Here is a 12649-nt window from a genome sequence, read left to right on the forward strand (position 1 = left end):
TTCCCCTCCCTTCCGGAAACCAGGCTCCCGCCTGCCGTTACGTCAGGGTCAAGGCCGATTCTGGCCCACCGTGCCGGGGCCGTCCGGCCGCCCGTACAGATAGCCCTGGCCGCGCGGGCAGCCGATCGCGGTGACCGCCGCGTGCTGCCGCTCGGTCTCCACGCCCTCGGCGACCACCGCCAGGTCGAACGCGCCGGCCAGCCGGGTGACCATCTCCACCGTGGCGTACGCCCGCTCGTCGTCGGTGCCGAGCCGCGCCACGAACGAGCGGTCGATCTTCAGCTCGGTCGCCGGGATGCGGTGCAGGTAGCTCAACGACGAGTAGCCGGTGCCGAAGTCGTCAATGGCGATGCCGATGCCCAGTTCCCGAAGCTGGCGCAGCCGCTCCAGCACCGCCTCGGTCCCCTCGATCAGCGCCGACTCGGTCAGCTCCAGGGTCAACGCGCGCGGCGCCAACCCGACGCCGGCGGTGGCCGCGGTGACCGTGGCGATCAGGTCCGGCCGGCGCAGGTGCGCCGCCGAGATGTTCACCGCGACGGTCGCCTCGGGTGCCCGCTCCCGCCAGGTCGCCGCCGCCCGGCACGCCTCGTGGATGACCCAACGGTCGATCGGCAGGATCAGCCCGGTCTCCTCCGCCAGCGGCAGGAACCGGGCCGGCGGCAGCACCCCGAGCCGGGGGTGCCGCCAGCGCACCAACGCCTCGGCGCTGCGGACCGCACCGGTGGCCAGCTCGACGATGGGCTGGAACTCCAGGTGCAGTTGCTCCTCGTCGACGGCGCGGCGCAGGTCGGCGATCAGTTCGGCCCGGGAGACGGCCGACTCGCGCAGGGCCGGGGTGCACGTCCGGTACGCGGACTTCCCGGCCGCCTTGGCCGCGTACATGGCGATGTCGGCGTCGCGCAGCAGGTCGGTGTGGGAGGCGTGCTGCGGCCCGTACTCGGCGATGCCGATGCTCGCCGACGGGTGCACCCCGACGTCCTCGTCCCCGTCGGAGGGTCGCAGGGCGGCTAGCAGCCGCTCGGCGAGTTGCTCCGGGGGCACCGGCCGGTCGCCGTCGACCAGCACCGCGAACTCGTCGCCGCCGAGCCGGGCGATCGTGCCGTCACCGTCGACTGCGGCTCGCATCCGGGCCGCCAGCCCGGTGAGCAGGGTGTCGCCGGTGGCGTGCCCGAACCGGTCGTTGACCTGCTTGAACCCGTCCAGGTCGAGCAGCAGCACGGCCACCGGCCGGCCGTCGCGCAGGGCCAGGCGCAGCCGCCGGTTGAACAACAGCCGGTTGGGCAGCCCGGTGAGCTGATCGCCATACGCGAGCCGGCGCAACCGGACCACCAGACGCAGGTTCTCGTTGGCGGCCAGCCCCTGGCGTACGGCGAGGGCGGCGAGCAGCGCCATCATCGTCACGAAGACCAGCTGCGGGGTCTGCCCGGTGGGCCGGCGGGCCAGCACCACCGCGATGATCGCCCCGCCCACCGGCAGGTACGGCAGCGCCACCCGCCACCATGGCGGTGGCGACGCCTCGGCGGTGTCGTCGGTGCCGTCGCAGTCCGGCGGCGGTGGGTACCGGGCGGCCAGGCCGATCAGCAGGTAGCTCAGCGGCCAGCACAGGTCGATCACGTGACCGGCGGCGTAGTCGCCGCGCGCGACCAGCGAGACGTACCCGACATCGGCGAGCACCCGGATGGTGAGACTGGCCGCGAGTACGCTCATCGGCCGCCACGCCGTTCGGACCGGACCGGCGACCGTGACCAGGATGGTGAGCTGCATCAGGTCGAACATCGGGTAGAGCAACCCCAGCGTGCGGGCCGGGTCGGCCAGCTCGGCGGCGGCGACGCCACGGAACACCAGCACCCAGCCGATCGGCACCAGGGCCAGCGCGACGATCACCCCGTCCAGCAGTGTCCGAGCCCGTCCGACGGCGGTCCGGGGCGCGGAGGGCGAGCAGAGCAGCGCGGCGGTGCCGGTGAGGATGCCGACGGTGAAGACCGCCCCGACCAGCGGGGTGTGCGGCAGGTCGCCGCCGCCGAGCCGTTGCGCCGTCCAGGTCGCCCGGCCGAGCGCGGCGAGCGCCATGGTGACCGCGAGCAGCGTCCAGAACCGGCGCAGTGGGCTTGGTTGACGGCGGGCGGCCCCGACGCAGGCGACGGTGGCCCAACCCGCGACCAGCAGCGCGCCCAGGTCGCTGACCAGCGCGGCGCCGGGTAACGCGGCAACCAGCCAGAACGCCTCCGCGACCAGGACCGCGCCCGCGACGAGCACACCGGTACGTCCCGTTCGCGCGAGCGCGGCACCCGTCGCCTGTCCGCCCGCTGTCGCCCGGGCGCCCGGCACTCCTGCGGGCGGCGCTCCTGCGGACGGCGCTTCTGCGGGGGTGCGCACCCCCGTGGCCTGCTTCACGTCCTGTGGCGACACGGTCGCTCCGGCTCTTCGTCGTGCGTGCACCCTCGGGCGGACCGGTCCACGGCAAACCCCGAAAGCCTAGCCAGCGCCGGAGGCGCCCACCAGGGACCGGACGGCCGCGCAAATCGAGCCGGTCCGGCCACACAGGACGGCCGCGCCAGGGCCTGGGCCGCTGCCCGTTGCGGCCGTACCATCACCCGGTGCCCCTCCCCCGCCGACGACTGGTCGCCGCGTCCATCCTCCTGGTGCTGGAGGGGATGACGTTCGGGCTGCTCGTCACCGAGTCCGTGACGGGTGCGATCGCGGCCGTCGGCTTCACCGCCGTGTCGTTCTGGGCGCACGTCATCCTGCACGAGTGCGGGCACCTCGTCGCGGCGAAGCTGCTGCGTCTGCCGGTCGTCGCCGTCCGTATCGCACCCTTCACCGGGTGGCGGAGCGAGGTGTCGGTCCGGCCGGCGCCGTCGGCGACCGCGTTGCCGCTAAGGATGGTGCTGTTCTACCTCGGCGGCCCGCTGACGAACCTGTGCACCGCGGCGGCGCTCGGCGCCGCGACGACCCTGACGAGCACGCCGCTGACACGCCTCGCGCTGCTCGGCGCGGCGCTCTTCGCGGCGCTGCTCGGGCTGGCCAATCTCATTCCCGCCACGTCCCCGCACAGCGACGGCCGCAACCTGCTCCGCTGGCTCCGGGCGCCCACAGCCACCGGCGCCGCGCTACGGGCTGCGTACTACCAGGAGGACGTGAGCAGGATGTTACGGGCGGTCGCCCATCGGGAGGTTGATGATCGTCCCGGGAATCCGGCTCGCGACGGCGACAATCCGCGACTCGCGCTCGCCGCCTTCCAACGGCGCTGGAGCACGGGACACACGCACTCGACGGCGGCCTACATCGCCGACGCCGAGCGACTCGCGGCGCTGGCTCGCGCCCACAGCACCGATCCCAGGGCCGCCGCCGCAATCGGGCAGGTGCTCACCGTCCAGTTCGGGATGTGGTACCTGTACGCCGCCGTGGTGAACGGAGCGCCGGTCGAACGCCGGGAGGTGCTGGAGATCTCGGAACTGGCCCAGCTCGCCCTCCACGTGCGGCCGCACACGATGTCCGCCCGTGTCGCCATGAGCCTGGCTCACCTGCTCAACCAGCGGCCGGAGCATGCGCGATCGCTGCTTGTCGACGTTCGGCCGAGTGCCGACCTGCCGGCCCTGTGCAGCGTCGCGCTTCTCCTGCGGGCCATCGCCGAGTGTCACCTCGGCAACCACGCCGTTGCGGACACCCTGATCAGTGCGGCCGGCAGCGACTACCGCCAACTGAAACAGGTCGTTGCCGCGATCCGGGCGGCCGATCCGATGCCGCCCCTGTTCGCCCCGGCGCCGATGGCGGACACCTGACCGACAGGCCCGCGCTCCGGTGGTCAGCGGCCGGCGGAGCGGTTCCAGGGTGAGCGGGGCAGCGCGGTGCCGGCCAGCGGGCGGCGCGCACGGCGGCGTCTCCGCCGGCCGGGCGTGCAGGGCGCACGCGGGACGGTGTGGACCGGAACGCCGACGGGCGCAGGTTGGCGGCCGATCAGCCAACACAGGAAGCGGGCCATCTGCGGTTCAGCTGACCGCGAGGCGCTCGGCGTCGGACCGGGAAATCTCGTACTGCGCTCCGCAGAACGTGCACTGCTGCGCGTACCGGGTGCGGATCGGGATGATCGGGATGAAGAAGAGCGTGAACCTGGTCGACCGGCGGGTGATCACCTGGGCGGCGTGGTTACCGCAGTTGCGGCAGACCTGCTGCGCGACACCCGAACGGTCGACCTTGGTACGAAGACCAAAGATGAAGAACATCGCACGCCAGTACCCACTCCAGCCCAGTCAATCACCCGCACGGCCACCGAAATGCGCGGCGAGCGCCGGCCCGCGGTGCGGTGGGCCGGCGCTCGCCAGGGCGGTGACGCGTCAGCTCGCCGCCGGGGTCGGCTCGGCCTCCAGGCCGGGCACCTCGGCCGGGAGCCAGATCGGCTGCCATGCCGGCACCTCGTGGAAGCGGCGCAGCTCCGCCAGCCCGGCCACCGACCCGCTCCAGGCCGCGTACGGCGGGTTGCTCTCGTCGAAGCCGCTCTGCACGAAGGTCAGCGTGGTCCGGCCGCCGGATTCGGCCAGCTCCCAGGTGCTGACGCCGGTGGGGCCCCAGTCGACGGACATCTTCCGGCCCGGCTCCAGGTCGACCACCTTGGCGGCGTACCCGGCGTCGAAGCCGCCCATGGCGTACCGGCCGCCGACCCAGGGCTCGATCCCGATCGGGTAGCCGAACCAGGCGCTGGCCTGCTCGGAGTCGGTCAGCGACTCCCACACCTTGTCGGCGGGCGCGGCGATGACCAGCTCGCCACGCAGGTCGGTGGAGGTGAAGTCGGTCCGCGGCAACAGCGGCCGGCCCTCCAGGTGGGAGGCGAGGTTGGCGATGGACAGCGCCCAGTAGGTCTGCAGGACGCCGCGGATGCTGCTGCCGCTCATCGCCTCGGCGAAGTCGAAGTGGCTCTGCGTCAGGGTCAGCACGGTGCTGTCCGGACCGTCGGCGGTCAACTGGAACTCGGTGGTGGTCTCCACCCCGTCCAGCAGCCAGCCGATGCGCAGCGTGTCGTCGTCGGCGTGCAGCAGCCGCTGGTGCGGGGCGTCGCCCTCCGGCGTGTACCGGCCCCAGAACTCGTACCGCTGGGGCAGCTCGACCTCGGCGTGCTCGGCCAGCCACGTACGCAGCTCGGCCGGGTCGGTCAGAGCCTGGCGGACGCGCTCGACGGGCGCGGAGAGGCGTGCCTGCACCTTCATTGGCTCACTCATTGTCGTTCCCTTTCGGATAGCAGGCGACGGCAAGCTTGAAGGCATCCCCTTCGCTGCCGCCGTAGCGGGTGAACAGGTCCTGAAGTGCGGTTTGCAGGTCGTGCAGGAACTGCTGGCGCTGCTCGGCCGGCACCCGGATCTCGCCGGAGACCCCGATCGAGGGCAGCTCGGGCGCCGCCCGGTCCAGGGCGGCGATGTCGGCCTGGACCTCCTCCATCAGGTCGAGCAGGTAGCCCAGGCTCAGCTCGTCCCGTGCCCGGCGGAGCCCGATCCGGCCGACCAGGCGGGGCGAGAGCCAGTAGGAGCGGGCGGCGGCCTGGTAGATGCCCTCGGTGATGCCGCGGACCTTGCGCTCGTTAACCAGCTCGACCAGGCCGGCCGCGACGAGCTGCTTGACGTGGTAGTAGACGCGCTGCGGCGTCTGGTCGAGTCGGGCCGCGACCTCGGTGCAGGTGCGCGGTTCGGCCAGTTGCCGCAACACCTCGACGCGTTGCGGCTTGAGCAGGACTTCGGCCTGCTCGATCTGCTCCAGGTACAGGACGTCTCTCATGGCAAAATCAGTTTGTACGTACAAAACTTATTTGTCAATCGGTTCGCGAGAAGCCGCGCCGACTTTTTCTCGACGCGGCTTCAGGCGGCGCTCAGCAGATGGTCAGGGCAACCAGTCCGGCCGCAACGGGTAGCCGCTCACGCCGTCCGGGCCGTTGTGGGTGGCCAGCACCTGGTGCAGCTGGATGCCGTTGCGCTCGAACGCCATCCGCGACCCGGCCATGTACAGACCCCACACCCGGGCGGTGCCCGCACCGACCTCCGAGACGCAGAAGTCCCAGTGCTCCACCAGGTTGCGGCACCAGGCGGCCAGCGTCAGCGCGTAGTGCTGCCGCAGGTTCTCCTCGTGGTGCACCTCCAGCCCGGCGTCGTGCACCTCGCTGATCAGCCGACCCGGACCGGCCAGCTCCCCGTCCGGGAAGACGTACCGGTCGATGAACGCGCCGGAGCGGTGCGGCGCCCGGTTGTCCGCGCGGGTGATGCAGTGGTTGAGCAGCCGCCCACCCTGCCGCAGTCGACTGCGCAGCGCCCCGAAGTAGGCCGGGTAGTTGCGCACCCCGATGTGCTCGGTCAACCCGATCGAGGAGATAGCGTCGAACTGCTCGGCCGGCGCGTCCCGGTAGTCCAGGTGCCGCACCTCCGCCAGCTCGGTCAACCCCTCCCGCTCGATCGCCGCCTGCGCCCACTGCGCCTGCGCCTTCGACAGGGTCACCCCGAGCGCCTTGACGCCGTACTCGCGCGCGGCGTGCCGGACCATGCCGCCCCAGCCGCAGCCCACGTCCAGCAGCCGCATCCCCTTCTTCAGCGCCAGCTTGCCGGCGACCAGGTCGTACTTCGCCGCCTGGGCCTGCTCCAGCGTGTCCTCCGGGGACCGGAACACCGCACAGGTGTACGTCATCGACGGGCCGAGCACCTTCTCGTAGAAGGCGTTCGAGACGTCGTAGTGGTGGGAGATGGCCGTGCTGTCCCGCACACGCGAGTGGCGCAGCCCGTTCATCACCCGCTTCCAGCGCGGCTGCGCCTCCTGCGGCGGCGCCGGCGGCGGCAACAGGCGCTCCCAGCCCAGCCCGCGAACCAGCGCCAGCCCCTCCGCCACCGACGGTGGCCGCAGCCGCAGCTCGTCCTTGAGGACCCGCAGCGCCTCGTACGGGTCGCCCGGGTGCACACCCTGCAACGCCAGGTCACCACTGACGTAGGCCCGGGCCATGCCCAGGTCGCCGGGAGCGGTGAGGAGGTACGACAGGCCCCGCTCGGAACGGATCGACAGGGTGATGCCGGCGTCGGACGGGCCGACGGCGCTGCCGTCGTACCCGGTGATCCGGACCGGCAGCGGCCCGGTCGTGACCGCGCGGACGACGTCGGCCACGGTCGGACCCGTACGCCGGCCCCCCGCCGGCGGGGTGGCGGGGACGCTCGCCGCCCCCTGATCTCGGTCGGTCAGGCTCATGCTCGTGCTACCGCCTTTTCGTACAGTCCCGTCAGCCGGTGGTCCGGGTCGTAGCGGTCCTTCACCGCGCGCCACGTGTCGCCGCCGTAGAGGCGATCGAACGCGTCCCGGTCGTAGTACGCGTCGGAGTAGAGCGACTTGTGCCCGCCCGACTCCGACACCCTGCGTTCGATCGTGCGGTTGACGTCGCCGTCGGCGGCGCCGGGCGCGATCGGCACGCTCCCCCAGAACCCAATGTTGACGTAGTCCTGCCCCGGCCGGAGGGGATACAGCGGCCACGACCGCGCGGAACCGGGACCCGCCGGCTCGCGCAACCGCAACGGACAGAGCCACACGGGGTTCATCCCCACCGCGCCGGCGAACCAGCGCAGGAAGTCGGCTGTGCGTTCGAGCGGGATCTCCACGTCCTGCACCACCCGCTCCCGGGCCGGCTGGCCGCGCAGCCGATCGATCCGGGCCGCCACCTGGTGCCGGTGCTCGAGCCGGACCAGTCGGTGGTAGACGTCGCTGCGCCGGTAGCGCGCCGGCCAGAGCCGCCGCACCACCGGGTGCTGGGCGCCGAACGCCGCCGAGCACCAGAACCAGTCGGTGTCCCAGCGCCACAGATAGTCGTACGCGGTGAGCACGTCCCGGGTGCGTCGGCGCAGCGACCGGTAGTAGATCGCCTGGCCGGTGTAGTCGCTGGGCGGCTCCGCCGCGTCGGTGAACGTGGCCAGCACCAGGTACGCCTCGCCGGGGCTGAACATCACCCCGTCCATCGCGTCGACCGGTTCGCCGGCCCAGGACCGGGTCGCGGTCACCTCGGCGATCGCGTCGGTGAGCGCCTCCAACCGGGTGAACCGGATGTTGCGCAACGCCACGTACCGGCCGACCGGTTGCAGCTCGATGCGCAGCCGGGTGGCGTACCCGAGGCTGCCCAGCGAGTTGGGGAACGCGGTGAACAGGTCCGCGTGCTCGCCCTCCGGCCGGGCGGTGATGATCTCGCCGGAGCCGGTGAGGATGTCCAGCTCCCGCACCGACTCGTGGGGCAGGCCGTTGCGGAAGGAGGTCGACTCGATCCCGAGGCCGGTGACCGCCCCACCCAGGGTGATCGTGCGCAGCTGCGGCACCACCAGAGGCATCAGCCCGTGCGGCAGCGTCGCGTCGACCAGGTCCTCGTACGTGCACATGCCCTGCACGTCGGCGGTGCGCCCGGTCGGATCGACCGACAGCACCCGCCCGAGGCCGCTCACGTCGAGCCCCGGGGTCCGTGGAGCGGATCGGGGGCGGAACAGGTTCGAGGTGCGTTTGGCGAGCCGGACAGGCTCGCCCGTGGGCACCGCGGCGTACGACCGCCGCAGCATGTCCACCGCTTGATCATGGTCAATCGAGTGATCCACACGCTCAGCGCGCATGTGATCACCTTACGCCCGTACCGCGGAAACCGTGGGATGTCGACGGTGGCCATTTCCCGTCCGGTGGCAGGCCCGGCGGTTACCGTGGCGGTCATGCCGTCGCCCGCGATCGCCGCCCTGGACTCCGCCGGACTGCCCTACCGGCTGATTTCACACGGGGCGGTCGGCAGCCTGGCGGAGGCCGCCGCCGTCCGGGGAGTGGCCGTCCCGGACGTGGTCAAGACGATCGTGGTCCGCCGCGGGGCGGACGACCACCTGTTCGTGCTCACCCCCGGCGACCGGGTCATCTCCTGGCCCAAGCTGCGCACGCTGCTCGGGGTGCACCGACTCTCCATGCCGGACGCGGCGGGCGCTCTCGCCGCCACCGGCTACGAACGCGGCACCATCACCCCGTTCGGCGCGAGCATCGCCTGGCCGGTGATCGCGGACGAGCGGATGCGCGGCCGGGAGATCACCCTCGGCGCCGGCGAGCGGGGCCTCGCCGTCGCGGTCGACGCCGACGCCGCGATCGCCGCGCTCGCGGCCACCGTGGCCGACGTCACCGATCCGCAGCCCACCCGCTGAGCCGTCGGCGCGACCGGTGTCGTCGGTGCCACGGCCTAGTCTGGGTCGTATGCCGAAAGCTGTGTGGAACGACCTGGTCGTCGCCGAGAGCGACGACACCGTGCTGGTGGAGGGAAACCACTACTTCCCCCGCTCCGCCCTGCGCGACGACCTGATCCGCGAGTCCGCGACGCACACCGTCTGCCCGTGGAAGGGCACCGCCTCCTACTACACCCTCGTGCACGAGGGCAGCACCAGCGAGGACGCTGTCTGGTACTACCCGGAGCCGAAGCCGGACGCCGAGATGGTGCGTGACCGGGTGGCGTTCTGGAAGGACGTCCGGGTCGTCGACTGACGCCGGGCTGGCCGGGTCGCCGCCGGCGCCGCGTCGCCTCAGCCCCGGACGTCACCTCAGCCTCGGAAGCTCCAGGCCCGGGGCGCGGTCGCGACGGCCAGGACGGCCTCCGGCACCGGGCGGCCCGGCCGCCGTCGCAGCAGCAACGACAGCCCGGCCGCGCCGATCGACAGCCCGCCGGCCACGTACCAGGCCATCGCGTAGTCGCCGAGCTGGTCCCGGACCAGCCCCGCGCCGGTCGCGGCGATCGCCGCGCCGAACTGGTGGGCGGCGAACACCCAACCGAACACGACCGCCCCGGCGGTGCCGAAGTACTCCCGGCACAGCGCCACGGTCGGTGGCACGGTGGCCACCCAGTCCAGGCCGTAGAAGATGATGAACACCAGCATGCTGGGCCTGGCGGTGCCGGCGAACAGGGTCGGCAGCAGCAGCAGGGACAGCCCTCGCAGCGCGTAGTAGGCGCCGAGCAGCAGCCGGCTGTCGACCCGGTCGGTCAGCCAGCCGGAGGCGATCGTGCCGACGATGTCGAAGAGCCCGACCAGGGCGAGCAGGCTGGCGGCGGTGGTCTCGGGCATGCCGTGGTCGTGCGCGGCCGGCACGAAGTGCGTACCGACGAGGCCGTTGGTCGTCGCGCCGCAGATCGCGAACCCGCCGGCCAGCAGCCAGAACGGCCGGGTCCGGGCCGCGGTGGCGAGCGCGCCCAGCGCGCGGGTCGCCGCGCCGCCGGTCGCCGGTGGCGCCGCGACGACCTCGGTCGCGCCGTAGGCGGGCAGGTCGAGATCCGCCGGGTGCTCGCGCAGCAGCCACACCACCAGGGGTACGACCGCCAGCGCGGCTCCGGCCACGACGAGTGCCGCCGTACGCCAGCCGTGGTCGCGCACCAGAACCGCGATCAGCGGCAGGAAGACCAGCTGCCCGGCCGCCCCGCCGGCGGTCAGCACGCCGGTGACCAGGCCCCGCCTCCGGACGAACCAGCGCCCGGTGACGGTCGCCACGAAGGCCAGCGCCATCGAGCCGGTGCCCAGCCCGACCAGCACGCCCCAGCAGAGCAGCAGCTGCCAGGAGGCGGTCATGAAGACCGTCAGCCCGCTGCCCGCGGCGACCAGCAGCAGCGCCACGGAGACCACCTGGCGGATGCCGAACCGGTCCATGAGGGCGGCGGCGAACGGCGCGGTGAGCCCGTAGAGCAGCAGGTTGACCGAGACGGCCGCGGAGATGGTGGCCAGCGGCCAGCCGAACTCCTCGTGCAGCGGGTGCAGGAGCACCGAGGGGGTGGCGCGGAAGCCGGCCGCGCCGACCAGCGCCACGAAGGCGACGGCGGCGACCAGCCAGGCGGGGTGCAGACGGCGGTTCTTTCTCACGCCGACCAGTCTGGGCGGCGTCGCCCGCACCGACGAGTGGCCGGAAAGCCATCATGCGCAATAATCGGGCCATGACCGTACGCCCGCACCGGATCGCCGTACTCGCCCTCGACCAGGTGGTCGGCCTGGACCTCGGCACCCCGTCCCAGGTGTTCAGCACCGCCCGGAGCGCCGACGGGACGTCCTTCTACGACGTGCGGGTGTGCACCCCGGGCGGCCAACCCGTCCGCAGCACCGCCGGCTTCCAGGTGGTCCCGGACCACGGGCTGGAGCTGCTCGACACCGCCGACACCGTGATCGTCCCGGGCATCCACGACGGCAGCGCGCTGACCTCGGGCACCGTCGCGCCGGAGGTGGCCGAGGCGCTGCGCTCGGCGTACGAGCGGGGCGTCCGAGTGATGTCGATCTGCACCGGGGCGTTCGTGCTGGCCGCCGCCGGGCTGCTCGACGGACGTCGGGCCACCACCCACTGGGCGTACGCGGAGCGGTTCCGCCGGCTGCACGACCGGGTGGACCTCGACCCGGGCGTGCTGTTCATCGCCGACGACCAGGTGCTCACCTCGGCCGGAGTGGCCGCCGGCATCGATCTCTGCCTGCACGTCATCCGCCTCGACCACGGCAGCGAGGTGGCCAACCGGGCGGCCCGCCGCTGCGTGATGCCGCCCTGGCGGGACGGCGGCCAGGCCCAGTACATCGAGCGGCCGGTGCCCAAGGCCACCGACACCAGCACCGCCGGCGCCCGGGAGTGGGCGCGGCAGCGGCTGCACGAGCCGATCGCGCTGCGCGACCTGGCCGAGCAGGCCCGGATGAGCGTGCGCACCTTCACCCGGCGCTTCCGCTCGGAGACCGGGCTGAGCCCGGCACAGTGGCTGCTCCAGCAGCGCACCGACCACGCTCGACTGCTGCTGGAGACGACGGACCTCACCGTCGACCAGATCGCCCACCGCTGCGGCTTCGGCACCACCGCCGCCCTGCGCCAGCAACTCCACCAGCGCATCGGCGTCGCCCCCTCCGCCTACCGCCGCACCTTCCACCCCCGCGCCGAGCTGATCGGCAGCTGACCTCCCGCCGCTCAGCGCAACCCGGGGCACCGGCCGGTCCGGCTCCGCTGCTCGCTCGATCTGAGCGGCCGTTACCGGACGCCGCCCAGGCCGAACACGGGCCCTCCCCGGACGCGGCTCGGCCGGTCCGGAGCCGACCGGACGTATCACTCCCGCGAGCGGTATACCTGTGAGTCATATTTATGACTCACAGGTATACCGCCCAACAGAACGGCATGCCCGACGCCGTACGGCCGCCTCTGGTCGACCCGGCTCAGGTGCGGAGCATGTGGAGTTGCGCCTGGTGTTTGGGGAGGTGGACCCGGGCGTGCAGGTCCAGCGTGCGCGACCAGGGCAGCGGCTCGTCGACGATGAGGTCGAAGCCCTCCCGCAGGTGCGTCTCGACCGGGGTGTCCGCCGCGAGGCCGAGCTGGTCGACCAGCGCGCAGAGCCGGTCGCTGGTGCCGTGCAGCAGCGCGGCCAGACCACGCAGGCCACCCTGCTCGGCGACCAGCGCGTCGAGCTGCGGTCGGTGGATGTCGTCCAGGTCGTAGTACGCGAACGTCGACCCGGCCAGCAACGCCTCGGTGGCCTGGATCATCAGCTCGTCGTTGGCAACCAGGTGCGCCACGATCTGCTCGGCACTGAGCTGACCCTCCGGCGGCGGCCCGAACCCCGCCGAGTCAATCTCCCCAAAAACCCCGCCATAGGCCTGCCGCAGCCCCCCGCTCTCCACGTCCCCAGTCA

Annotated in this window: 12 protein-coding genes; 4 read left to right on the forward strand and 8 right to left on the reverse strand. The window is 72.6% G+C overall.

The window, feature by feature from the left end; all coding sequences use genetic code 11:
• Positions 1-48: 48 nt before the first annotated feature.
• Complete coding sequence (locus EAD89_RS16625; protein ID WP_233578755.1) at positions 49-2409, reverse strand: bifunctional diguanylate cyclase/phosphodiesterase; 2361 nt, start codon at positions 2407-2409, stop codon at positions 49-51.
• 188 nt (positions 2410-2597) lie between these two features.
• Here EAD89_RS16625 and EAD89_RS16630 point away from each other — a divergent pair, with 188 nt between their 5' ends.
• A complete protein-coding gene (locus tag EAD89_RS16630) occupies positions 2598-3782 on the forward strand; it encodes a hypothetical protein (protein ID WP_233578756.1) in 1185 nt (394 codons plus the stop codon).
• 207 nt (positions 3783-3989) lie between these two features.
• On the opposite strand, the gene EAD89_RS16635 is transcribed toward EAD89_RS16630, so the two are convergent.
• The 5 genes from EAD89_RS16635 to EAD89_RS16655 form a co-directional block, all read right to left on the reverse strand.
• Positions 3990-4223 (reverse strand): zinc-ribbon domain-containing protein, encoded by a 234-nt coding sequence (locus tag EAD89_RS16635; protein ID WP_121676377.1) that lies wholly within the window; start codon positions 4221-4223, stop codon positions 3990-3992.
• Positions 4224-4334: 111 nt separating this feature from the next.
• Positions 4335-5213 (reverse strand): SRPBCC family protein, encoded by an 879-nt coding sequence (locus tag EAD89_RS16640; protein WP_121676378.1) that lies wholly within the window; start codon positions 5211-5213, stop codon positions 4335-4337.
• Positions 5206-5763 carry a helix-turn-helix domain-containing protein gene (locus tag EAD89_RS16645; RefSeq protein ID WP_121654616.1) on the reverse strand — a complete coding sequence of 186 codons (558 nt, stop codon included), beginning with the start codon at positions 5761-5763 and terminating at the stop codon, positions 5206-5208. Before EAD89_RS16645 ends, EAD89_RS16640 begins: the two co-directional genes overlap by 8 nt.
• A 102-nt stretch (positions 5764-5865) precedes the next feature.
• Complete coding sequence (locus EAD89_RS16650) at positions 5866-7209, reverse strand: class I SAM-dependent methyltransferase (RefSeq protein WP_121654615.1); 1344 nt, start codon at positions 7207-7209, stop codon at positions 5866-5868.
• Positions 7206-8603, reverse strand: a complete 1398-nt coding sequence (locus tag EAD89_RS16655; protein WP_121676379.1) for an FAD-binding oxidoreductase — start codon at positions 8601-8603, stop codon at positions 7206-7208. Before EAD89_RS16655 ends, EAD89_RS16650 begins: the two co-directional genes overlap by 4 nt.
• A gap of 93 nt (positions 8604-8696) precedes the next feature.
• On the opposite strand from EAD89_RS16655, the gene EAD89_RS16660 reads away from it, so the two are divergent.
• A complete protein-coding gene (locus tag EAD89_RS16660; protein WP_199733534.1) occupies positions 8697-9167 on the forward strand; it encodes an aminoacyl-tRNA deacylase in 471 nt (156 codons plus the stop codon).
• 49 nt (positions 9168-9216) lie between these two features.
• Positions 9217-9501, forward strand: a complete 285-nt coding sequence (locus EAD89_RS16665; protein WP_121654612.1) for a DUF427 domain-containing protein — start codon at positions 9217-9219, stop codon at positions 9499-9501.
• 56 nt (positions 9502-9557) lie between these two features.
• On the opposite strand, the gene EAD89_RS16670 is transcribed toward EAD89_RS16665, so the two are convergent.
• Entirely contained in the window at positions 9558-10862 is a 1305-nt protein-coding gene (locus tag EAD89_RS16670) for an MFS transporter (protein ID WP_121676381.1), read from the reverse strand.
• Positions 10863-10915: 53 nt separating this feature from the next.
• Here EAD89_RS16670 and EAD89_RS16675 point away from each other — a divergent pair, with 53 nt between their 5' ends.
• On the forward strand, positions 10916-11923 hold the full coding sequence (locus tag EAD89_RS16675) for a GlxA family transcriptional regulator (RefSeq protein ID WP_121654610.1): 1008 nt from the start codon (positions 10916-10918) through the stop codon (positions 11921-11923).
• A gap of 253 nt (positions 11924-12176) precedes the next feature.
• On the opposite strand, the gene EAD89_RS16680 is transcribed toward EAD89_RS16675, so the two are convergent.
• Positions 12177-12638 carry a hypothetical protein gene (locus EAD89_RS16680; protein WP_121676382.1) on the reverse strand — a complete coding sequence of 154 codons (462 nt, stop codon included), beginning with the start codon at positions 12636-12638 and terminating at the stop codon, positions 12177-12179.
• Positions 12639-12649: the final 11 nt, after the last annotated feature.

Origin of the sequence: Micromonospora sp. BL4 (assembly GCF_003667505.1) — a bacterium.
GTDB lineage: Bacteria > Actinomycetota > Actinomycetes > Mycobacteriales > Micromonosporaceae > Micromonospora.